Origin of the sequence: Streptomyces albiflavescens (genome assembly GCF_014645835.1) — a bacterium.
Lineage (GTDB): Bacteria > Actinomycetota > Actinomycetes > Streptomycetales > Streptomycetaceae > Streptomyces > Streptomyces albiflavescens.
This window is the reverse complement of the sequence record NZ_BMMM01000001.1, coordinates 351,052-371,929: the sequence shown is the minus strand read 5'-3', so window position 1 is coordinate 371,929 and position 20,878 is coordinate 351,052. Positions and strand designations below refer to the sequence as shown.

At 70.6% G+C, this 20,878-nt stretch carries 20 protein-coding genes; 10 read left to right on the top strand and 10 right to left on the bottom strand.

Annotation, left to right across the window (positions count from 1 at the left end):
• Window positions 1-55 precede the first annotated feature (55 nt).
• Complete coding sequence (locus IEY95_RS01630; protein ID WP_229702505.1) at window positions 56-565, top strand: SpoIIE family protein phosphatase; 510 nt, start codon at window positions 56-58, stop codon at window positions 563-565.
• 120 nt (window positions 566-685) lie between these two features.
• Here the strand turns inward: IEY95_RS01630 and IEY95_RS01625 are convergent, their stop codons facing one another.
• Together IEY95_RS01625 and IEY95_RS01620 are read right to left on the bottom strand one after the other, a co-directional pair.
• Window positions 686-2,302: a sodium/solute symporter gene (locus IEY95_RS01625; RefSeq protein ID WP_189183979.1), complete on the bottom strand. Its 1,617-nt coding sequence runs from the start codon at window positions 2,300-2,302 to the stop codon at window positions 686-688.
• Window positions 2,299-2,841 carry a DUF485 domain-containing protein gene (locus IEY95_RS01620; protein WP_189183978.1) on the bottom strand — a complete coding sequence of 181 codons (543 nt, stop codon included), beginning with the start codon at window positions 2,839-2,841 and terminating at the stop codon, window positions 2,299-2,301. Before IEY95_RS01620 ends, IEY95_RS01625 begins: the two co-directional genes overlap by 4 nt.
• 276 nt (window positions 2,842-3,117) lie before the next feature.
• Here IEY95_RS01620 and IEY95_RS01615 point away from each other — a divergent pair, with 276 nt between their 5' ends.
• The 5 genes from IEY95_RS01615 to IEY95_RS01595 all read left to right on the top strand — a co-directional run bounded on the left by IEY95_RS01615 (window position 3,118) and on the right by IEY95_RS01595 (window position 7,109).
• Window positions 3,118-4,125, top strand: coding sequence for an NADP-dependent oxidoreductase (locus IEY95_RS01615; protein WP_189183977.1), 1,008 nt, complete (start codon window positions 3,118-3,120; stop codon window positions 4,123-4,125).
• Window positions 4,122-4,928 carry an SDR family NAD(P)-dependent oxidoreductase gene (locus tag IEY95_RS01610; protein ID WP_189183976.1) on the top strand — a complete coding sequence of 269 codons (807 nt, stop codon included), beginning with the start codon at window positions 4,122-4,124 and terminating at the stop codon, window positions 4,926-4,928. The genes IEY95_RS01615 and IEY95_RS01610 overlap by 4 nt, the downstream gene beginning before the upstream one ends.
• Window positions 4,929-5,122: 194 nt before the next feature.
• Window positions 5,123-5,683, top strand: a complete 561-nt coding sequence (locus IEY95_RS01605) for an ATP-binding protein (RefSeq protein ID WP_189183975.1) — start codon at window positions 5,123-5,125, stop codon at window positions 5,681-5,683.
• Window positions 5,680-6,138, top strand: coding sequence for a Fur family transcriptional regulator (locus IEY95_RS01600; protein WP_229702504.1), 459 nt, complete (start codon window positions 5,680-5,682; stop codon window positions 6,136-6,138). Before IEY95_RS01605 ends, IEY95_RS01600 begins: the two co-directional genes overlap by 4 nt.
• Before the next feature lie 395 nt (window positions 6,139-6,533).
• Entirely contained in the window at window positions 6,534-7,109 is a 576-nt protein-coding gene (locus IEY95_RS01595; RefSeq protein ID WP_189183974.1) for a hypothetical protein, read from the top strand.
• A gap of 162 nt (window positions 7,110-7,271) precedes the next feature.
• Here IEY95_RS01595 and IEY95_RS01590 read toward each other — a convergent pair whose 3' ends face one another.
• A complete protein-coding gene (locus tag IEY95_RS01590; RefSeq protein ID WP_189183973.1) occupies window positions 7,272-7,895 on the bottom strand; it encodes a TetR/AcrR family transcriptional regulator in 624 nt (207 codons plus the stop codon).
• Between the two features lie 156 nt (window positions 7,896-8,051).
• On the opposite strand from IEY95_RS01590, the gene IEY95_RS01585 reads away from it, so the two are divergent.
• The 4 genes from IEY95_RS01585 to IEY95_RS01570 all read left to right on the top strand — a co-directional run bounded on the left by IEY95_RS01585 (window position 8,052) and on the right by IEY95_RS01570 (window position 13,159).
• Window positions 8,052-10,256: an MMPL family transporter gene (locus IEY95_RS01585; RefSeq protein WP_229702503.1), complete on the top strand. Its 2,205-nt coding sequence runs from the start codon at window positions 8,052-8,054 to the stop codon at window positions 10,254-10,256.
• A gap of 42 nt (window positions 10,257-10,298) precedes the next feature.
• Window positions 10,299-11,018, top strand: a complete 720-nt coding sequence (locus IEY95_RS01580) for an LmeA family phospholipid-binding protein (RefSeq protein WP_189183972.1) — start codon at window positions 10,299-10,301, stop codon at window positions 11,016-11,018.
• A 225-nt stretch (window positions 11,019-11,243) separates the two neighbouring features.
• Complete coding sequence (gene msrA, locus IEY95_RS01575) at window positions 11,244-11,765, top strand: peptide-methionine (S)-S-oxide reductase MsrA (RefSeq protein ID WP_189183971.1); 522 nt, start codon at window positions 11,244-11,246, stop codon at window positions 11,763-11,765.
• Window positions 11,766-12,475: 710 nt separating this feature from the next.
• On the top strand, window positions 12,476-13,159 hold the full coding sequence (locus IEY95_RS01570) for a phosphatase PAP2 family protein (protein ID WP_189183970.1): 684 nt from the start codon (window positions 12,476-12,478) through the stop codon (window positions 13,157-13,159).
• A gap of 37 nt (window positions 13,160-13,196) precedes the next feature.
• Here the strand turns inward: IEY95_RS01570 and IEY95_RS01565 are convergent, their stop codons facing one another.
• The 7 genes from IEY95_RS01565 to IEY95_RS01535 are packed head-to-tail and all read right to left on the bottom strand — an operon-like array spanning window position 13,197 to window position 20,878.
• On the bottom strand, window positions 13,197-14,540 hold the full coding sequence (locus tag IEY95_RS01565) for a glutamate-1-semialdehyde 2,1-aminomutase (protein ID WP_268240401.1): 1,344 nt from the start codon (window positions 14,538-14,540) through the stop codon (window positions 13,197-13,199).
• Between the two features lie 7 nt (window positions 14,541-14,547).
• Window positions 14,548-15,099 (bottom strand): dTDP-4-dehydrorhamnose 3,5-epimerase, encoded by a 552-nt coding sequence (rfbC, locus tag IEY95_RS01560; RefSeq protein ID WP_189183969.1) that lies wholly within the window; start codon window positions 15,097-15,099, stop codon window positions 14,548-14,550.
• A complete protein-coding gene (locus IEY95_RS01555) occupies window positions 15,096-16,328 on the bottom strand; it encodes a polysaccharide pyruvyl transferase family protein (protein ID WP_189183968.1) in 1,233 nt (410 codons plus the stop codon). Before IEY95_RS01555 ends, rfbC begins: the two co-directional genes overlap by 4 nt.
• Complete coding sequence (locus IEY95_RS01550) at window positions 16,325-17,281, bottom strand: glycosyltransferase family 2 protein (RefSeq protein WP_189183967.1); 957 nt, start codon at window positions 17,279-17,281, stop codon at window positions 16,325-16,327. Before IEY95_RS01550 ends, IEY95_RS01555 begins: the two co-directional genes overlap by 4 nt.
• Window positions 17,278-18,576 carry an MATE family efflux transporter gene (locus IEY95_RS01545; RefSeq protein WP_189183966.1) on the bottom strand — a complete coding sequence of 433 codons (1,299 nt, stop codon included), beginning with the start codon at window positions 18,574-18,576 and terminating at the stop codon, window positions 17,278-17,280. The genes IEY95_RS01550 and IEY95_RS01545 overlap by 4 nt, the downstream gene beginning before the upstream one ends.
• A 5-nt stretch (window positions 18,577-18,581) precedes the next feature.
• A complete protein-coding gene (locus IEY95_RS01540; RefSeq protein WP_373294419.1) occupies window positions 18,582-19,856 on the bottom strand; it encodes a DUF4910 domain-containing protein in 1,275 nt (424 codons plus the stop codon).
• On the bottom strand, window positions 19,853-20,878 hold the full coding sequence (locus tag IEY95_RS01535; protein WP_189183964.1) for an NAD-dependent epimerase/dehydratase family protein: 1,026 nt from the start codon (window positions 20,876-20,878) through the stop codon (window positions 19,853-19,855). The genes IEY95_RS01540 and IEY95_RS01535 overlap by 4 nt, the downstream gene beginning before the upstream one ends.

The window sequence follows — 20,878 nt, the reverse complement described above, 5'->3', positions numbered from 1 at the left end:
AGCAGGTCAGCGTGCACGGGGGAACTCCGAGCGGTGTCCAGCGGTGGAGAAGCGGATGACGGAGCTCAGCGAAGGCCACGACGATCCGTTCGCGCTGCACCTCGCCGCCTTGGCGGTGCTCGACGACCGGGGCGTCGTGGTCGGATGGAACCGGCGGGCGCAGGCCCGCGCCGGTCACCCGCCGCCGGTGGTGACCGCTCCGGATGGACAGGTGGCTCCGCTCGACGTGCCCGCCGGCCCACCGCTCGGCCTGGGCGGACTGCCGTTCGAGGCCCGGGAGATGGAACTGCCCGAGGGAAGCCTTCTGCGCCTGTACACCAACGGACTCATCGGCGAACGCCACATCGATGCCGACATCGGCCTGACCAAGTTGTGCGCAGCGCTCACCCGCCCTGCGGACGCGCTGGAACGGACATGCCAAGCGGTGGTCGACTCGCTCGTGCCATCGCGCCCCAGCGACGACGTCGCTCTGCTGATCGCCCGCACCCGCATGCTGCCACCGGACGATGTCGCCTCCTGGCGTCTGCCTCGGCGAGCCGCAATCCAGCCCGGGTTGATGTCATGAGCGCAAGTGGCGTCGACACGCGGCTGCCATGAAGGGGCCGCGCGACGGGACTTGAGCCCCTGGGCGGACTACAGCGGCGGCACCGAGTCCGCTTGTGTAGTCCGCCCCCCGCCGACGTGTTCATTCGGCTGCGGCGAGCAGCCGTGCCTCGCTCTCCTCGTACAGCCGCCGGTTCTCGCGGCTGTCGGCGAGGCGGCGCCGCTGGTCCAGACGGCTGCCCAGCCACCCCGCCAGGTAGCCGAACGGGATGGAGACCAGTCCGGTGGACTGCATGGGGAACAGGTCGAAGTCGGCGTCCGGGAAGACGGCGGACGGTGTGCCCGAAACGGCCTTGGAGAAGACCATGAGCAGCAGCGCGCAGGCCGCGCCGCCGTAGAGGGTGGCGAGCAGGCCGGTGCGCGTGAATCCTCGCCAGAACAGGGAGTAGGTGAGCGCGGGTGCCACCGCCGATGCCCCTATGCAGATGGCCAGAGTGGTCAGCACGCCGACGTCCCAGTTCTGGACCAGGGTGGAGAGCCCGATGGCAACGGTTCCCACGGCCACGCTCGTCCACGCCGCCACCGTCATCTCCGTACGCGGCTCGGCCTGTCCCCGCCGCGCCGTATGGGCGAACAGGTCGTGGGCGAGCGACGAGGCCGCGGCCAGGGTCATCCCCGCGACCGACGACAGCAGGGTGATGAACACCATGCCCGCCACGGCCGAGTAGAGAATCGTCGCGCCTGCGGAGGCGGAGGCTCCGCCGAGCACCTGCGACAGCATGAGCACCGACGTCCTGCCGTGCGGGTCGGCCGCGGTGATGTACCGCGATCCCACCAGTGCTGCCGCGCCTGTACCCATGATGATCACGAGCAGGCAGAACGTGGTGACCGTACCGACTGCCCACGACATGGAGCGACGCACGGCCGGCACGTCCTGTGCGGAGTACAGACGCATCGTGATGTGGGGCAGGCAGGCCACGCCGAGGACCACGGTGATCTGGAGACCGACGAAGTCCAGCCGGTCCACGGCCGAGGTGCCCAACTGAAGGCCTTGCTGGAGGAAGGCGGAGCCCGCGCCGCTGCCATGCTGTGCCGCCCTGAGGACGTCGCCGGGGTTCCAGTCGAAGCGGTTCAGTACGAGAGCGGCGACGACGACGCTGGTGCCGAGCAGGAGCACGATCTTGATCATCTGGATGAGCGCGGTGCCTCTCATGCCACCGAGCGCGGCGTAAATGATCATCAGGCTGCCGACGATGACGATGCACGCCGTCCTGGCACCCGCCACGTGCGGGATGTTGAGAATGAAGGTGAGCAGCGACCCGGCCCCGGAGAGCTGGACGACCAGGAACGGGAGGGTCGCCGAAAGTGTCACCACGCAGGCTGCGACACGCACGGCCCGTCCGGGCATGTTGCGGGCCAGGACGTCGCCCATGGTGAACCGGCCGGCGTTGCGCAGGGGTTCGGCCAGCAGGAACATCAGCAGCACCAGGGACAGAGCGGTGCTGACCGCGAGAACGTAACCGTCGTATCCGGCGAGCGCGATGATGCCCGTGGTGCTCAGCACTGTGGCCGCGGAGATGTAGTCGCCCGCGATCGCCAGGCCGTTCTTGAACGGGGTGAGGGAGCGGTAGCCGGTGTAGAAGTCCGTCAGGTCGTCGCGGTCCGGTCCCGCCATCACGCACATGAGCAGCGTGACGGTGACCAGTGTGGTGAACAGAACCAGGACGGTGGCCTGTGTCCCGGAGTTGAAGCTGTTCATCTCGCCACCCCCGTGTTCCGGCCGGTGGCGACCGCCTGCTCTCTGACGGCGCGGGCCAACGGATCCACCGAGCGTTGTGCACTGCGTCCGTACCAGAAGACCGCCGCGAAGGTGACGACGAGCTGGAGTACCCCCAGGGCCATTCCCAGGCTCAGCTCTCCGGCGATCTTGGCCCCCATCAGGCCGGGTGCATAGCAGGACAGCACGACATACACCACGAAGGAGCCGAGCGCGGCGAGCGTGGAGATCCGGCGGAGCAGGCGGTAGGCCGAGCGCAGGGCGGCGAGGTCGCCACCGTGCCGATCGGTCTCGGGCGCGTACGGCCCGTGCCGGAGTGCCTGCCCGTACGGGTCGTAGGAAGAGGTGTCGTATCCATACGAGTTGTCCTGCGGGACGTCGTGTCCGTACGACTTCTGCCATGGATCCCGCTCATGCGACGTGCCCCGAGGGGCGTGGGCATAGGGCTTGGCCTGCGGCTGCGGCCATCCCGGCGGTGCTGGTGGCGGGTGCGGGTACGGGTTGTCGTCGGGGTGTGTCATCGCATGGCCTTCCGGTGCGCCTCGGATGCGTGGGAGGTGGGCGGCGAAGCTCGGGTGTGGCCGCGCACGGTACCGACTGGTTGGTATGCCTGATAAGACTGCTGAAGGTCACACTTCGAGTTCGATGCGACATCCAGTCGACAGCGATCGTGCGACGGGCGACGCCCCCGGACCGTAGGCCCCTTGGCGCGTGGATGACTTGTGGGGAATATCACGCCCACATGCGTACCTACTGGTCGGTATGGTCGCGGAGAGCCGCGAACGACAGGAGGCGACATGTCCGCGACCAACCGTCAGATCCGTCTGGCAGCCCGCCCCGTGGGCGAAGTGAAACCCCAAGACTGGGAGCACCGTTGCGAACCCCTCGAGGAACCGGGCCCGGGCCGGTTCACGGGCCGGACGCGCGTCATCTCCCTGGATCCGGCGATGCGGGGCTGGCTGGACGACCGCCCCTCCTACCTCCCGCCGGTGGGCATCGGTGAGGTGATGCGCGCCGGATCGGTCATCGAGGTCACCGCATCCGACCACCCCGGCTTTCAACCGGGTGATCACGTGGTCGGCACGTTCGGCGTCCAGGAGTACGTGGTCTCCGACGGCCGGGGCGCGATGAAGATCGACACCTCGCTCGCCCCGCCCTCGACGTATCTGGGAGCGCTGGGCATGCCCGGCATGACCGCCTACTTCGGCCTGCTGGACGTCGGGGCGCTGAAGGACGGCGAGACCGTCGTGGTGTCCGGGGCCGCCGGCGCGGTCGGCACCATCGCGGGTCAGATCGCGAAGGCCAAGGGCTGCCGCGTCGTGGGCATCGCCGGAGGGCCGGAGAAGTGCGCGCTGCTCACCGGCGAACTCGGATTCGACGCGGCGATCGACTACCGGGCCGACGACGTCAAGAAGGCGCTGCGCGAGCACGCCCCCGACGGCATAGACGTCTACTTCGACAACGTCGGAGGGGACATCCTCGATACCGCGCTGACCCGGCTGGCGATGCACGCGCGCGTCGTGGTCTGCGGTGCGATCAGCCAGTACAACAACGCCACACCGGTCAAGGGCCCCTCGAACTACCTCTCGCTGCTGGTGCGCCGTGCCCGGATGGAGGGCTTCGTCGTCTTCGACTATGCCAAGCGCTATGCGGAGGCGGCGCAGGAGATCTCCGCCTGGATCGGCGCCGGCCGCATCAAGGTCAAGGAACATGTGGTGAGGGGCACCGTGGACGACTTCCCCGAGACGTTGCAGATGCTCTTCCGTGGCGAGAACGTCGGCAAGCTCGTGCTGGAGCTGGCGTGACCGCCGCCGACAGCGGGGCCGCCGCCCCGCGGGGAGAACAGAAAGACGACGCCGCGCTTCAGGGAAAGGTGGCGATCGTCACCGGCGCAGCGAGCGGACTGGGCCGGGCCACGGCGCTCGCACTGGCGAGGGCGGGGGCGCGTGTGGTCGTCGCGGACCTCGACGCGCGGGGCGGCCGTGAAGTGGCCGACATGGTCGGCGGCCACTTCCGCGCCTGCGACGTCTCCGACCTCGACGCCAACCGCGCGCTGGTGGAGTTCACCCAGGAGCTGTACGGCGGTGTCGACATCGCGCTGCTCAACGCGGGGGTGGCGACCGGATGCGGCGTCGGCGAGGATTTCGACCCGGCGCGTTACCGCCGGGCGATGGGGGCCAACCTCGACGGCGTGGTCTTCGGCACCCACGCGGTGCTGCCCGCGCTGCGGGCCCGCGGCGGAGGATCGATCGTGGCGACCGCGTCCCTGGCGGGCCTGGCGGCGGTGCCGCTCGATCCGCTGTACGCGGCCAACAAGCACGCGGTCGTGGGACTCGCACGCTCCCTGGGGCCGGCTCTCGCGCGGGAGAATGTGCGCTTCAACGCGGTCTGCCCAGGGTTCGCGGAGTCGCGGATCATCGACCACCTGCGCGACATGCTCTCCGAGCAGGGTCTGCCGGTCATCCCGGCCGAGGCCGTCGCGGACACGGTGCTGCGGATCCTCACCGGTGACGGCACCGGGGAGTGCTGGTTCATCCAGGCCGGCCGCGAACCGGAGCCGTTCCGGTTCCGCAACGTCCCCGGCCCGGGCAAGCCCGTCGGCGTCTGAGACGTTTCCGGGGTGGGCCCTGAGATCGACCGGGCCCACCCCACCGCCGTGAGGGGCCGACCCGAACGGTCTCCAGAAACTTGGATCAATCACCAAAGGTGTTTCTCTCCATAGACTTGACTGACTCCAGATAAGGGTTACCGTCGAAGGAGATGGAAATCCTCTCCCCGACCTCCCCCCGAAGGTGTGTCCGCATGGACCGCACAATCACCCGAGAACCCCGCTCGGGTGGAGTGACCGCCGACACGGCTGCCCCCGGCTCCCTCGAGAGGGTGTGCTGGTATCTGCCGTGGACGCCGACCGCCTGTGGGCTGGCGCGGACAGTCGTGCGCGACGTACTGCCCCGATGGGGTCTCGGTGAGCTCGTCCCGGCCGCCGAACTGCTGGTGAGCGAGCTGGTGTGCAATGCGTTGCGGCACGGCGCAGGCCCGCTGCGCCTCACCCTCGAGCGGGTGCCGGACGTGCGCTGTTCGGTCAGCGACGGTTCTTCGAAACCTCCGCGACCCACAGACGCCGGCCCTGAGGATGAGGGCGGCCGCGGACTGGCACTCGTGGACATGCTGGCCGCACGGTGGGGCTGTGAGCGTGGGCTGCCCGCCGGGAAGACCGTGTGGTTCGAGCTTTCCACCGAGGCGGACACACCGGTGCTGGACGACAAGGAATCCCCGGACAGGCAGAACGCGCCGTGGCAGGACGGGGGCGTCGCGGACGGCCTGGTCACACCGGAGGGCGACTGGAAGGGCGAGGCCGCATGACAACCGCGACGACCGGCGAGGAACCGATGGCCCTGGCCCTGGCACGACTGCGCACGTCGGGCATGCGGGTGACCGCCCAGCGCATGGCCTTGCTGATGGCGATCTCCGAGTCGGCCGGCCATCTCGACGCCGACGCCCTGCGCGAGCGCGCTCAGCGGGTCACGGGCAGCCTGTCTCTGCAGGCCACCTACAACGTGCTGCGTGCCCTCACGGACGCCGGCCTGGTCCGGTGCACCCAGATCTCCGGTCATCCGGCCCGCTACGAGATCGAGCGCCACGACAATCACCACCACTTCGTGTGCCGCAGCTGCGGCGCCATCCGTGACGTCGAGTGCACGGTGGGTGCGGCTCCCTGCCTGGAGACACATCTGCCGGCGGAATACGACATCCAGGAAGCCGCCGTGACGTTCTGGGGCCTGTGCCCCGACTGCCGGGCAGCCGCTCCGGCGTCCTGACGGAGCCGGACCCCGGCCGCACCACTGTCTACGCGGGCCACTGCTCCATCTGCCCGTCCGGCGCGGGGCAGGCCACGGCCGGGTGGCGGGCGAGGGGATCGGGCGCCCGCTGGTCTCTTCGCGCGCGACGGCGGGGCCGCGCACGAGAGAGGACGCCATCGCCTCTCCCGCTGGTGGCGGCGCGGCGCGGGCCCTGCAGGCGCCGTACTGGAGCGTGTCAGCGCGGCTCCGTGTGCCAGGCGGGATGTGACCTGGCCGTAGCATGAAGGGACCGTTGACAGGCTTCGCGGCGCGGCCTGACGTCCACGTGTTTTCCCGTGCGAGGCAACCAGTAGGGCGGTTCACCATCGGCGGCGGTTCGCTGGACCAGTAGCTGTCGGCAGAAGCAGGCAAGGATGAGTGAGCAGAGCGACCCCACTGCCCCCACCGGTACGACGTCCGGCGCATTCTCACTGGACAGCTCCACGCTGCGCCGCCGCCACCGGCGGGTTCTACAGCAGCTCGGCTTCTGTGTACTCGTGCTCGTGCCTTGGACCGTGTACCTGGCGGTGTCGCTGCCGGATCGCTATGAGGCCCGGCACTGGCCCATGGTGTGGGTGGGCTTCGACGTGATGCTGCTCGCGTCGCTGGCCGGTGCGGGAGTGGCAGTGTGGCTGAGACGGCAGGCCCTGGTCCCGTTGTCGTTCGTTGCAGCCACGCTCCTGGTCTGCGATGCCTGGTTCGACATATCCCTGAGCTGGGGAACGGACGATGTGTGGGGGAGCGTCGCCTCGGCCGTGCTGGTGGAACTGCCTCTTGCCGTCCTGCTCATCATGCGGGCGCGACGGGTGCTGAAGATGTCGATTCGGCTGGCCTGGCAGCGGCTCGGCCTGGCAGGAGAACCTCCGCCGCTGCACAGAATGCCGCTGTTCTTCGCCCTCGCCTCATCGCACAGCAATGAGGCTGTCCCGAACGTGGCCGAGGACGTCTAACGGTCCTCCGGACCGACCAACCTCGGGATCCACGACGGTCTTTTGTCCGGGGCCGGGGGGCGCAACCGGGGTCCGCCCCTTCCTCGAATGGAGGAAGGTGGCTCTCATTCGCAGGCACGGAGTTGCGCAGGCGGCTCCTGGGGTCTCCTCCTTCGCCCGCTGTCACGGACGTTCGGGAGAGCCGATCTCGCGCAGGATCCCGAAGGCGCGCAGCAGGGGCGCCGGCCCCGTGTCCGTGATGCCGGAAGCCCGGCGCGCCCGGCGTGTCCGCAGTACGGCACGCACTGCGGAGAGGGCAGCGCACGCGATCACGGCCGCCTTGAGGTCGGCGTCCGGTGTGTCCAGGGGCAGCCTGCGCTGAACCAGGACGGTGAGCCGCTCCTCGAAGTCGGAGAATGCCTGCACGAGACGTGCCGTGATGACGTTCTCCATGTCCTCGAGCGGGTGACTGAGGGCGGTCAGGGTGGAGGCCGCAAACGGCTTGGCCGCCTCCAGCAGGGCGTTGCACACCGCGTCCAGGGGCTCCTCGTCCGCCGGACGCTCGGACAGGGCGTTCTCGACGTAGGCGAAGATCTCGACGCCGTCCGGCAGCAGCAGTGCTTCCTTGCTCTCGAAGTAGCGGAAGAACGTGCGTACCGAGACGTTCGCGTATGCGGCGATGTCCGCAACTGTGGTGGCCTCGAAGCCGCGCTCTTTGAACAGGCGCGCGGCTCCTTCGAGGAGCAGGCGCCGCGTCTCCTCCTTCTTGCGTTCACGCAGTCCAGCGGGGGCGATCTCACTCGGCATGGGTCGAAGCCTCCGCCATGGTGTCGCGACTGTCAATTGGCACGCGTGTCACGAGAGGGGCGTCGCAATCGCAAAGTGGCATGAGTGCCAATTGTCATTCCTGCCACTTCTTCTCTAGAGTTCGTGTCACTCGTGACACTTTTCTTGGAGACCACGGTGCCCCGACCCGCACAACACCCCCCGGCGCCGGCCGACGCGCGCACCGACGTGCATCCGCCGACGAACTCCGCCCCGATACGCGGCGGACTCGGCCGACTCGGCGGCTTCTGCGCCCGACATCCGGCCACGGTCATCGCCGCCTGGCTGCTGATACTCGTTGCCGCCCTGGCCGGGCGGCACCTCGCCGCTCCCACCTTCAGCGACCAGGTCAGCCTGCCCGGCACCGCCTCCCACACCGGCGCAGACCTCCTCGCCACCTCCCTGCCCCAGGCGGGGCGGCCCAGCGGCAGCGTCGTCTTCCACGTCGGCTCCGGCACCGTGGCCGACCAGCGGTCCGCCCTCGATCGAACCCTGGCCGACCTGCGCGACCTGCCCCACGTCACCGCCACTTCCGCGCCCGTGACCAGCGACGACGGACGCACCGCGTACACCACCGTCTCGTTCGACGAGCCGCTGAAGAACCTCGGCCACGACTACACCGAGCGACTCGACACGGCGACGGAGCCCGCCCGGGCGGCAGGGCTGGGCGTCGCCTACGGCGGAGACCTCGAACAGGTGGTCCGTGAACCGGCCAACGACAAGCTGAGCGAGGGCGTGGGCGTCGTCACCGCCCTCGTCATCCTGCTGCTGGCCTTCGGCAGCGTCCTCGCCGCGCTGCTGCCGCTGGTCACCGCGCTGATCAGCGTCGGAGTCGGGCTCGGCATCGTGGGGATCGTCGCCGCCACCCTCTCCTTCGCGACCTCCGCCACGACCCTTGCCGGCATGATCGGCCTGGGCGTCGGCATCGACTACGCCCTGTTCTTGACGACGCGCTTCCGCCAGGACCTCATCGACGGGCGCGATCCGATCGAGGCCGCGGCACGCACGGCGCACACCAGCGGACGTGCCGTCCTCGTTGCGGCCCTGACCGTGGCCGTCGCCATGCTGAGCCTGTACGCGTGCGGGCTGAGCTTCATCGGCAAGACAGGGCTGGCGGCCACCCTCGCCGTGGTCGTGACCGCCGGTGCCGCCCTCACCCTGGTTCCGGCAGCCCTGGGCCTGGTCGGCAGGCACATCGACCGGCTCCGACTGCGCCGCCCCGTCGCCGAGAGCAGGGGAGTGCACGACGGCTGGCATCGCTACGCCGGACTCGTCTCCCGGCGCCCGTGGACCTTCCTGGCCGTCGGTCTGGCCATCCTCGGCGTGTGCTCCGTACCCCTGCTGTCCATGCGCCTCGGCCACGTCGACGCCGGTGCGGACCGACCCGGCAGCAGCACCCGTACCGCGTACGACTGGATCGCGCACGCCGACGGGCAGGGCTTCGGAGCGGGGGCGAACGGCCCGGTCCTCACCGTGGTCGACGTGAGCGAGGCGAAAACGCCTGTCGACCGGATCTCGCACAACGTGACCGCGGCTCTGGAGGACACCCACGGCGTGGCGTCCTTCACCCCGGTCAAGGCGAGCCCCGACGGAAAGATCCTCGTCACCACGGTCACCCCGACCACCGGTCCACAGGACGCTGCGACCGACACCTTGCTCGACACGCTCTCCGGGCGAACCCTGCCGAAGGCCCTCGACGACACGGGCGCCGCGGCCTACCTCACCGGCAGCGTGGCCGGCCAGGCCGACTTCCGTGACACAGTCGGCGAGCGGCTGCCGATCGTCATCGGCATCGTCCTGGTCCTCGCCTTCCTGTTGCTCATGACGGTCTTCCGCAGCGTGGTGATCCCCCTCAAGGCCGTCGTCCTCAATCTCTTCACCACGGCCGCGTCCTACGGCGTGCTCGTCGTGGTCTTCCAATGGGGCTGGGGCGACTCACTGCTGGGACTGTCCGAGCCTGTGCCCATCGAGTCGTACGTCCCGATGATGATGTTCGCGATCGTCTTCGGGCTGTCCATGGACTACGAGATCTTCCTGCTGTCCCGAATCGCCGAAGCCTGGCATCGCACCGGTGACAACCGGCTCGCCGTAGGAGAAGGACTGTCCGCAACGGCCCGCGTGATCTCCGCCGCGGCCTTCATCATGACCGCGGTGTTCCTGTCCTTCACGGCCTCGCCGACCGTGGTCGTGAAGATGCTCGCCCTGGGGCTGGCGATCAGCGTGATCGTCGACGCCACGGTGGTCCGCTTGATGCTGGTGCCGTCCGCCATGTTCCTTATGGGCAAGGCGAATTGGTGGACACCCCGCCGACTCGACCGGGTCCTCCCGCACCTGCACGCCTGACCGCCTCACCCGCCCGACCGATCTTTCGGAGCAAGTGACCACATGACTGGTAACCGTCGGAACAAGACCCGCATCCTCGCCGCGATCACCGCGACCCTGGCCGCCCTCGTGTGCGCGACCGATCTCCTGGTCGAGCACAGGACCGAGGGGCGGATCGCCGCCCAGGCGTCGCGCCGACTGAAGCCGGAAGGGCCGGTGCACGCCGATCTCACCACGCCGATCGCAGGGCTGCGCACCCTCGGCGGGGAGGTCGGCGACATCGAGGTGAGCGCCAAGGGCGTACGCCGTCAGCACGCGGTCATGGACGTGACCGTCCGCTTGAAGGACGTGACGACGGATGGCAACAGCGCAGGCGGTACCGGGACCGCCACCGTCGGATACGACCAGGTGACCCGGCGCCTGGACTCGCTGGGCGACGGCCTGACAGCCGGCGGCCAGGACGGCGACCTGATCCTCAGGGGGAGCGTCGGCCCCCTGGGGTTGCCGGTCTCCGTGCGAGCCAAGGTGTCCACGACCTCGGACGCCTTCACCATCACGCCCACGACGGTGAGCGTCCTCGGCCGCAGTATGGCGGTCGATGACCTCGCTGCCCTGCCGGCCGCCTCCGAGCTGCGGAACGAGCTCGAGCCCCGGACCGTGCCCGTCACCGGACTGCCCCGCGGCGTCGCGCTGACCTCCGCGCACGCCACCGACAACGGCCTCGTGCTGGCCTTCTCGATCGCCGCAGGCCCGACGCCCGGCGCGGGCCGAGGAGCCGCTTGACGGTCCGGGTGGCCGCGCGCCCGGACGTGCGGCGGCCGGCAGCCGGCGTGAGCACGTACCGGGGCAGGCGGCAGCGCGTACGGGGACCACGGCCGGTTCCCGGTTCCACCAGCACTGCGGCCCACGGGGCCCCTTGGTCGGTTGCTCGCGGGCAGCAATAAGCTGGGTGACTGTGCAACCGGCACGTCAACGACCGCGCCGGACTCGAGCGTCAGGGAGCGACCGATGACAGTGGGAACAGAGCGAGCCGTGCTGGCGGGCGGTTGTTTCTGGGGCATGCAGGAGCTGATCCGCAAGCAGCCGGGCGTGGTGTCCACGCGCGTCGGCTACAGCGGCGGTGACACGCCGAACGCAACGTACCGCCATCACGGAGATCACGCCGAAGCCATCGAGATCCTCTTCGACCCCACGGCCACGAACTACCGCGACATCCTGGAATTCTTCTTCCAGATCCACGATCCGACCACGAAGGACCACCAGGGCAACGACATCGGGCGTAGCTACCGCTCCGCCATCTACTACACCGACGAAGACCAGCACCGCGTCGCAGTGGACACCATCGCGGACGTCGATGCGAGCGGGCTGTGGCCGGGCAAGGTGGTCACGGAGGTCGAGCCGGTGGGCGACTTCTGGGAGGCGGAGCCCGAGCACCAGGACTACCTGGAGCGCTACCCCAACGGCTACACGTGCCACTTCCCGCGACCGAACTGGAAGCTGCCTCGCCGGGCCTCGAACACGACGAACTGAGGACGCCGGCCTGCGGCGGACAGTTGCCCCTGACCGCCTCTCGGCACCTTCCATCAACGAGCCGGCCCAGGGCAGGGCTGACCCTTTCCGAGCCCTCGCCGACCCGATGGGGGGGTCGGTCTTCGAGTTCTTCCCCACCCGTGGCTCCGGCACGGAACAGTGAGCCAACACCGAAATATGCGGAGTGTTGACCCGCGGACTTTCCGACGGCGGTCCGCCGCGACCGCATTGTTGGTTAGGGTGGCAAAGGGAGACTGATTCCGATGCTCTTGGCCAGGGTGATGGACAGGCCGGCGAGTTCGGGGCTGCACAGGCTCATGGTCCTGCGCGGGCCAAGTCAGACACGACGGGGGGGCTCGTTGTTGGGGAGTTGGCGCCAGCAGAAGCCGAACGGCACGTCGACCAGCGTCAGTGGCGTTGGATCGCTTGGCCGGAGCGGGCCTGGAAGTCGGCCCAGCCCAGTGCGCGCTTGACGTGTTTGCCATCTTGCTCGGTCCAGCCGTGCGCAGCCCGTACATCTGACGATCCCGGCCATGTCGGCGGGCAGCAGCGGGCAGTCCTCGGGGCGCGGCATCGCGGTAGCGGCGGGTGACATGGCGTCGCCCCCGACGGGAGGGGGAGGTGCATCGCATCTGCCGGATGGTCTGCGATGGTGTGTGGGCTTTTCCCCGTCTCGGTCATGAGCGGGGTCGACCGGACGCGGTGGGCGTATGACCGGCCGGCCGGCGCCCGCGGTGCTGCCCCCATCGCTGCGCGCGCGGCTCGGGCTGATCGCGGCGCTCGCCGCGCTGGTGGTCGTCGTGCTCGGGGTCCTGTACGCCGGCCACAGCGAGCCTGGCACCGTGGACAGGTGGATCATCCAGCCGACGGCGGACAGTGTGCGGCCGCCGTGGCGGTCTGTCGCTCTGGCCATGGACTTCTGGGGGGAGCCCGCCGGAGCGGCGACGCTGGTCGTGGCCACCGTGACGGGCTGCCTGCTGCTGCGGCGTCCTCGCGCAGCGGTGCTCGTCGTTGCTGGGGTTGGCATGGCCGTGGGGACGACGACGCTGCTCAAGCACCTGGTGGGACGCACCATCCACGGCGACAACCTGTCCTACCCGAGCGGGCACGCCGCCTTGGCCACCTCGCTCGCCCTCGTGGTGGCGCTACTCGTAATCGGTCGGCTCGGCCTCGGCAGGACGGCCGGCACGTTACTCGTGCTCGCCTGGGCGCTGGTTGCAGGCGCCGCCATGGGCTGGGCGCAGGTCGCTCTGGGAGCGCACTACCCGACCGACGTCCTCGGCGGCTGGTGCACCGCGCTGGCGGTGGTACCGGTGACCGCATGGTTGGTCGACCGGATCGCCGACCGGCAGATCGATCGGACGGCCGACGCCGGTCGGCGGGAGCGTCGCTGACGTCACGTCACGGCACGGCACGGCACGGCACGTCTCGTCACGCCAAGCGGCGGAATACGGGCTTCACCGGTCGTCCGGCCAGCCAGGGGGTGGGGTCGGCGGCGTCCAGTGCCTTCCGGTACACCGCACATGCCTGGGCCACCACGTCGACGGTGTGATCGATGTCGGCGTCGTCGAGCGCGCTGCTCACCACGAACGACGGGGCCAGCACCCCGCCCGCGAGGAGCCGGCGCAGGAACAGGGTGCGGTACTGCTGCGACGGCTGCCGGTTCTCGTCGAGGGTGGCGAAGACCAGGTTGCTGGCCCGGCCCCGGACGACGATGTGGTCGCCGACGCCCATGCCGGCCGCGGCCTCGCGGACACCGGCGGCCAACCGCTCGCCGAGGGTGTGCAGCCGCGCGGTGACGCCCTCCTCGACGTAGGTGGTTTGCACGGCCATCGCGGCGGCCAGCGAGTGCGTTTCCGCACCGTGCGTGGTGGACAGCAGGAACACCCGGTCGCCGGAGTGCCGCAGCCCGCCCCGCACCATCAGAGCGCGGCGCCCGGCCAGCGCGGAGACGGCGAATCCGTTGCCCAGCGCCTTGCCGAACGTGGAGAGGTCGGGGACGACGCCGTACAGGCCCTGGGCGCCCGCCTCGGACCAGCGGAAGCCGGTGATCATCTCATCGAAGATCAGTACGCAGCCGTGCCGGTCGGCCAGCTCGCGCAGGCCGGCGAGGTACCCGGACGGCGGCTCGGTGTGGGTGGCGGGTTCGAGGATCAGGCAGGCGACCTCGTCCTGGTACCGGGTGAGCAGCTCCTCCGTGGCGGCCAGGTCCCCGTAAGGGAACGTCACGGTGAGCTCGTTGGTCGCCGCCGGAATGCCGGCGGACATCGGCGTGGTGCCGATGAACCAGTCGTCGACGGAGAAGAACGGATGGTCGGCGCAGATGGCCACCCGCGGGCGCCCGGTGGCGGCGCGGGCGAGGCGCACCGCGGCGGTCGTGGCGTCGGAGCCGTTCTTCGCGAACTTCACCATCTCGGCGGTCGGCACCGTGGCCAGGAAGCGTTCCGCGGCCTCGACCTCCACGATGGACGGCCGGACGAAGTTGCTGCCGCGGTCGAGTTCCCGCCGCACCGCCTCGATCACGCGTGGGTGGGCGTGGCCGAGGCTGACCGATCGCAGGCCGGAGCCGTACTCGATGTAGCGGTTGCCGTCGATGTCCCACACGTGGGCACCGCGGCCGTGGCTGATGACCGGGGCCAGGTTCTCGGGGTACTGGTCGTCGCCCTTGGCGTAGGTGTGCGCGCCCCCGGGGATCATGGCGTGCAGTCGCTCGTTCGCCATCCGCGACCGGGGCAGGAGGAACTCGCCGGTCTTGTCGGTGTGTTCAGTGTCCACGCCGGCCTCAACTCTCCTTTTGCTTCAGGACCTCGGCGAGGCTCGGCGCCTCCCGGTCCCGCTGGGACATCGATGTGACCGACAGCGGCCAGGGAATGGCGAGTTCCGGGTCGTCGAAGGCGATCGTCACGTCCTCGGCCGGATCGTGCGGGCGGTCGATCCGGTACGAGACGTCGGCGGTTTCGGTCAGAGCCTGGAAGCCATGCGCGCACCCCGCCGGGATGTACAGGGTCACCTGTGTCTCGTCGGACAGCTCGAAAGTGGCTCGGTTGCGGTAGGTCGGCGAGTCCGCCCGCAGGTCCACGACGACGTCGAAGATCCTCCCGTACGAGCAGCGCACCAGCTTGGCCTCGCCGGCGCCGGAGCGCAGGTGCAGGCCGCGCAGCACGCCCCGGACCGAGCGGGACAGGCTGTCCTGGACGAAGGCGTCCGGGTCGAGGCCCACCGAGCGGACCACGTCGGCGTCGAAGGTGCGGCAGAAGAAGCCGCGCTCGTCGGCATACGGCGTCGGCTCGAACAGGTACGCGCCGGCGATCGCCGGGACTTCGGTCGCTTTCATGGAGCCTCCCGCAAGGCGTGGGCGTGGTCGGTCGCCGGGAACAGGGCCGCCGTCAACACGGTGAACTGGTGCTGGAGTTGCCGGGCGGCGGCCAGGTTCCGCACGGCGAGGGTCCGCCGCAGCTCCGCCGAGTGCTTCTCCAGGTCCCGGAACTGCTCGAGCAGCCGGTCGGCGTCGACCTCGCGAGCCGGGTGGCAGTACGCGTCCAGCCCCATCTGGGCCATGAGCGCCTCGCTCTTCGCCGCATAGCTGACGGCGAGCGTCGGCGTGCCGACCTTCAGCGCGCAGATCAGGTTGTGGTACCGGGTCGCCACCACGGTGTCGGCAGCCGCCGTCTCCTTCATGAGGTCGGCCAGCGAGGCCGCCTCGGCAGCGGTGACCAGCGGCGAGTCCACCGCGTCGAGGATCGCGGCGACCACCGGCCGGTCGACCTCGTCGCCGCTGAGCAGCCGGACCGGCCTGCCGTCCTCGACCAGCGCGCGGACGAAGCGGATCGTCCCGTCGAGGTAGCGTCGGTGGATCTCCTCGGCCCGGGCGCGGTCGTCGTTGCCGCCGTGGAAGGCCATGACGCCGACACAGACCTGGCCCGACGGGCCCGAGGGGGCGCTCGCCGGCGGCGTCGGCAGGGCGAACGCGAGGTCCGGGTGGACCTCGTCGCGTGCGGTGTCCACGCCCATCGCCCGCATCGCGTCGCGGGACGGGGCGTCCCGGTACGACCGGTAGGCGGCCAGCCCGGCCGACCAGCGCACCAGGGTCCGGACTGGCCGGCTGCCGATCGGCGCGGCGCCGACGCCGACCAGCGCGACCCGGGTGCCGACCAGCCGGCCGCTCGCGCAGAGCAGGAACAGCGCGTACGGGAAGCCCCACGGCCGCAGCGGCAGCGTGGCCTCCAGGACGCCCATGCCCGGCACGATCACCACGTCGTGCCGGCGCGCCCAGGCGGCGGTGCGCACGGCGTCGACGAGTTTGCCCAGACCCTTCGCCGCGATCGCGCCCGCCCGCGACGCGGTCCGGTACTCCCCGCGGTACCAGTGCAGCCGCGTGGCGGGGATCCCGTACCGGGCCGTGACGACCTCGGGTCCGCCGCACAGCGCGTCCACGACCGCCTCCGGGTGCGCGGCGCGGAGGTACCCGAGCACGGCCTCCAGCGACCCGTCGTTGCCGAGGTTGCCGGAGCCGAGCAGACCGAACACCCCGACACGCACCGGACTCCCGTTCGCGGGCGTCATGCCTGCCCCCCGGTACGACCCTCACGGCCGGCGACCAGGGCGTCGACGGAGACGGTGAGCCGGCCCGGGTCGACCGGGGCGCGGTCCTCCACCCGCTCGCCGGCGCCCGGCCGCACCCGGCTGGTCATCCACGCGGCCAGATGGCGGAAGCACGCGCGCCGGTCGGCCGGGGACAACGGCGCCCGCCGGATCGCCGAGGCGAAGCCCCAGACGTACTCGGCGAGCAGCCGGGGCGTCGGGTGCAGCAGGCCTGCCCGGCGCGGGTCCAGGTTGACGCACCGGGAGCGCTTGGACGGGTTCGCCCGCTCGGCGCGGGTGGGGTGGTCGCGGCGGAAGTACAGGAGTTCCGGTACCTGGTGGAAGGGCCCGTGCAGGGTGATCTCGGCGACGAACGTGCGGTCCGCGTGGTGGTAGCTGTCCATCCGTTTCACCCGGCGCAGCATGTCGGCCCGCATCACCCCGTAGAAGTCGTCGCCGCCCGGCTCGAACAGCAGACTGCGGAAGCGCTCCGGCGCGTGCGGCGAGTCGGTGGCGAGCGTGTACTCGTACGGCACCTTCACCCGGCCGTCGCCGTCGATGACCGCCTGGCCGGTGTGCGCAAGGATCACGTCCGGCCGTTCGTCCAGCGCCTCCACGCAGCGCCGCAGCAGGTCTCGGCCGTAAAGGTCGTCGTGGGAGGCCCACTTGAACAGCTCGCCGCGGGACTCGGCGAACACATGGTTGTGGTTCGGCGTGGCGCCGATGTTCCGGGGCAGACGCAGGTACCGGATACGTGAGTCCTGCGCGGCGTACTTGCGGCAGATGTCCTGGGTCGCGTCGGTCGAGGCGTTGTCGGAGACGACCAGCTCGAAGTCCTCGTAGGTCTGGCCGAGCAGGGCGTCGAGCGACTCGGCCAGGTACTCCTCGCCGTTGTACACGGGCAGGCCGATGCTCAGCCTGGGTTGGGCTGTCATGAGGTCCTCACTTCGGGAACGGAGTTGTGGTGCCGCTCGCGCAGGGCGGACCGCAGCTGCAGCCACCACACGGCTGAGCCGCTGACGGTCGCGGCGGCGACGCCCCACGCCGAGCCGACCGTGCCGGCCAGGGCCGCCCCGCCGAGCCCGCCGCCGACATAGCAGGCGGAGGCGAACAGCTGGCAGCGCAGGCTGCGCCGGGCCGCGCCGAGCGCGCGCAGCCCGGCCGCCGCGCCGGTGCCCAGGCCCGCGCCCGCGACGCCGAGGGTGATCGGCACGATGAGCTGCGCGGCGGAGTGCCAGACTCCGCCGAGCACGAGCTCGCCGAGCCGGTCGGGCATCAGCAGCAGCGCCCCGCCCCAGAGCAGCGCGCCGGCGGCCTGCCCGCCGCCAAGGAGGAGGCAGAACTTCCCGAGCCGCTGCGGGGCCAGCCGCAGCACCCGGGCCGCCTCCGGGACGGTGACCAGAGACAGCCCCATCAGTACGGCGAGGAACGGGCCGAGCAGGAGCTCGGCGCCCCGCACCGCACCCACCGCGCCGACCCCGACGAGCGCGCCGAGCCCGTACGCCCGCAGCTGGCTCGCGCCGCTGAGGCTGACGTTCTCGACGAGGTACCGGTAGCCGAGATCGCGCTGCTCGCGAAGCCACCCGCGCGCCCCGGTCATCCGGGGCCGGATGCCGGACTGGAGGCAGCCGTACGCGGCGGCGACCGCGGCGGATGCGCCCCAGGCGAGCACGAAAGCGGCCACGCTGCCCACGTGGGCCGCCACGACCATGGCCGGGACGAGCGCGATGCCCCACACGAGGTCGTTGACGAACGCCTTCCGTCCGGTGCCGGCGGCGAAGAACGAGAACCGCCAGGCGTCCTGCAGCAGCAGCCCCGGCAGCATGACCCCGAGGCAGGCGAACGCGGGCCCCACACGGCCGCCGAGAGCAAGGCCGACCACCAGACATGGCACGCCGATGGCGGTACCGACGCCGAGCGCGGTACCCGACGACCGGGCCACCGCCCCGCGCCAGGACGTCTCCGACGCGCCGCTGAAGCGCACCACGAGCGGGTCGGTGGCCAGCCCGCGGGAGACGTTGAGCACTACGCCATAGGTCACCCAGGCCAGGCTGAACACGCCGAACGCAGTCACCCCCAGCGAGCGGGCCACGTAGATGCCCACCGCGAAGTTGGAGATGCTGGAGGCCGCCTGGTCGGCCAGCCCCCAGGACAGCCGGCCGACGAGGGCCCGCTTGGCGGATCCGGCCGGTGCCGCCGGTGCCGTCGTCTTCTCCTCCTCGGTGGTCATCGGTGTCACGCCTTGATCAGTTCGGCGTCGTGCAGGGCGTCGGCCGCGGCGGCAACGGTGTCGAACGGCAGCCCGGACCGCTCGGCGACGTCCAGCAGACTGTGCTCGCCGTCGGAGAGGCTGAGTACCCAGAGCATGGCCATCTGGGCCTGCTTCGCGTCGCTGCGGCCGCCGAGCGAGTCGTACAACCCGCGCCGGCCCAGCTGTGGTTCGCCGTAGGGGCTGAGATTGACGTACCGCCGGTTGCGGTCAAGCACGGCGAATGCCTCGCGGCAGACGGCGAGCGTGTCCTCCATCGCCTCCGGGGAGACGAAGTCCGGGTTGTCCGCCGAGGTGTGGTACTCGGGGTACCCGGCGTACGGGGTCCGGCTGAGCGAGCCCACGCCGAGATCGAACCCGGGTGAGCAGAACTGCCGCTCGTCGTAGCCGTACGGAGTGAACTCGGCGATGTGGTGCGGGCGTTCGGAGGCGGCCAGCACATGCCGCATCACCCGGTCGATCTCCGCGTCGCCGCGCCTGCTCTGCTTGTACGTCAGTTGGCCCGAGTCACCGGCGCAGGCCAGTACGAGCCCGTGCTTGACCCGTTCCACCCGCTCCGCGTTGCGGGCGAGCCAGGTGATCGCCCCGATGGTGCCGGGCGCGAACAGGAACCGGTAGGTGTAGTACGGCGTCTGCTCCGCCAGCGCCCGGGCCAGGAACGTCGCCACCGCGATGCCGGCCAGGTTGTCGTTGGCCAGCGAGGGATGGCAGACGTGGCAGGAGACGATCACCTCGTCGGCGACCTGCCCCGGGACGACGTGCTCGGCGTAGGTGAGGTGGCCATCGGCGAGTGTGGAGTCGATGTGCACCTCGTAGTCGCCGTCCGGCAGCGCGTCCAGGGTCTCCTGGGCCAGGCAGAACCCCCATTCCGGCTTGTAGTAGCTGGTGCGGTACGGCACCCAGGCCGGGTGGTCCGGCAAGGTGTGGAGATGTCCGCGCAGCACGGACAGCGGCATGGTCGCCGACACCGGCACGCTGTAGCCGAGCACATGCAGGCTGGACGCGGCGAAGTCGACGACCCGCCGGCCGGTGGCGTCGGCGATGTACGCGTCCCGGATGTTCCACTCCTGCGGCACCGTCCAGTCGAGCACCTGGGTACCGGTCGGCACCTCGTGCACCTGCAGCGGGACGTACTCGCCGACGATGTCCAGCGTGGCGCGCACGCCGTCTCCGGTGATGCTCCGGCACAGCGGGTACATCCGCTCCACCAGCGCGTGCATCTCCTCCCCGGCCGTGGTCATCGGCGCCACCGCAGGGTGTCGTCGACGGTGCCGGCATCGGACGCCGCGCGCAGCACGGCGAGCCTGGTGAACCGCTGCTCGAAGTTCTCCCGGGTCAGCCCGTGTTTCCGGTAGGCGTCGGCGAGTTCGAGCGCGCCCCGCTTCACCGTCCACTCGCAGTCGAAGCCGGGGATCGCCGTGCGGAACCGGGAGAAGTCCACCCGGTACGACCGCGGATCGGCACCGTTCTCTCCGGTGATCACCACCTTCGCGCCGGACACCGCCTCGGCGACCTGCTCGGCGATCTCGGCGACCGTGACGTTATTGGTCTCGCTGCCGATGTTGAACGCCCGGTCGTGCACCGCTTCCCGCGGCGCGACCAGCGCGGCCGCGAAGGCCCGTGCGATGTCGGCGGCGTGCACCAGCGGGCGCCAGGGGGTGCCGTCGGAGAGGACGAGGACCTCGCCGGACAGAAGGGCGTGCCCCACCAGGTTGTTCAGCACGATGTCGGCGCGCAGCCGGGGCGAGTAGCCGAAGGCGGTGGCGTTGCGCATGTACACCGGGCTGAAGTCGCCGTCGGCCAGCTCGTGCAGGTCGTCCTCCACCCGCACCTTGGACTCCGCGTACGGCGTCACCGGGCGCAGCGGGGCGTCCTCGGCCACCAGGTCGTCACCGCCGGCGGCGCCGTAGACCGAGCACGTCGACGCGTACAGGAAGCGCCGCACTCCGGCGTCACGGGCCAGCCGAGCCAGCCGCACGGACGCGTGGTGGTTGATGTCGTAGGTGAGCTCCGGCGCCAGCGATCCCAGCGGGTCGTTGGACAGCGCGGCCAGGTGGATCACGGCGTCCACCCCGGCCACGTGCTCGGCCGTCACGTCGCGCAGGTCGACCCGCGGCCCCGGCGGGTCCGCGGGCGTCGGGCCAAGGACGCAGTCGGCGAACAGGCCGGCGTCCAGCCCGACGACCTCGTGCCCGGCGGCCGCGAGGACCGGGGCCATCACGGTGCCCAGGTAGCCCTGGTGCCCGGTCAGCAGTACGCGCAA

Excerpts from the sequence above, each read along its gene's own strand:
- IEY95_RS01615 (WP_189183977.1), top strand. The coding sequence starts at position 3,118 with ATGTCCGCGACCAACCGTCAGATCCGTCTGGCAGCCCGCCCCGTGGGC.
- IEY95_RS01545 (WP_189183966.1), bottom strand. The coding sequence starts at position 18,576 with ATGACCACCGAGGAGGAGAAGACGACGGCACCGGCGGCACCGGCCGGA.
- rfbC (WP_189183969.1), bottom strand. The coding sequence starts at position 15,099 with ATGAAAGCGACCGAAGTCCCGGCGATCGCCGGCGCGTACCTGTTCGAG.
- IEY95_RS01590 (WP_189183973.1), bottom strand. The coding sequence starts at position 7,895 with ATGCCGAGTGAGATCGCCCCCGCTGGACTGCGTGAACGCAAGAAGGAG.
- IEY95_RS01595 (WP_189183974.1), top strand. The coding sequence starts at position 6,534 with ATGAGTGAGCAGAGCGACCCCACTGCCCCCACCGGTACGACGTCCGGC.
- IEY95_RS01540 (WP_373294419.1), bottom strand. The coding sequence starts at position 19,856 with ATGACCACGGCCGGGGAGGAGATGCACGCGCTGGTGGAGCGGATGTAC.
- msrA (WP_189183971.1), top strand. The coding sequence starts at position 11,244 with ATGACAGTGGGAACAGAGCGAGCCGTGCTGGCGGGCGGTTGTTTCTGG.
- IEY95_RS01600 (WP_229702504.1), top strand. The coding sequence starts at position 5,680 with ATGACAACCGCGACGACCGGCGAGGAACCGATGGCCCTGGCCCTGGCA.
- IEY95_RS01550 (WP_189183967.1), bottom strand. The coding sequence starts at position 17,281 with ATGACAGCCCAACCCAGGCTGAGCATCGGCCTGCCCGTGTACAACGGC.
- IEY95_RS01630 (WP_229702505.1), top strand. The coding sequence starts at position 56 with ATGACGGAGCTCAGCGAAGGCCACGACGATCCGTTCGCGCTGCACCTC.
- IEY95_RS01625 (WP_189183979.1), bottom strand. The coding sequence starts at position 2,302 with ATGAACAGCTTCAACTCCGGGACACAGGCCACCGTCCTGGTTCTGTTC.
- IEY95_RS01580 (WP_189183972.1), top strand. The coding sequence starts at position 10,299 with ATGACTGGTAACCGTCGGAACAAGACCCGCATCCTCGCCGCGATCACC.
- IEY95_RS01555 (WP_189183968.1), bottom strand. The coding sequence starts at position 16,328 with ATGACGCCCGCGAACGGGAGTCCGGTGCGTGTCGGGGTGTTCGGTCTG.
- IEY95_RS01570 (WP_189183970.1), top strand. The coding sequence starts at position 12,476 with ATGACCGGCCGGCCGGCGCCCGCGGTGCTGCCCCCATCGCTGCGCGCG.
- IEY95_RS01620 (WP_189183978.1), bottom strand. The coding sequence starts at position 2,841 with ATGACACACCCCGACGACAACCCGTACCCGCACCCGCCACCAGCACCG.
- IEY95_RS01605 (WP_189183975.1), top strand. The coding sequence starts at position 5,123 with ATGGACCGCACAATCACCCGAGAACCCCGCTCGGGTGGAGTGACCGCC.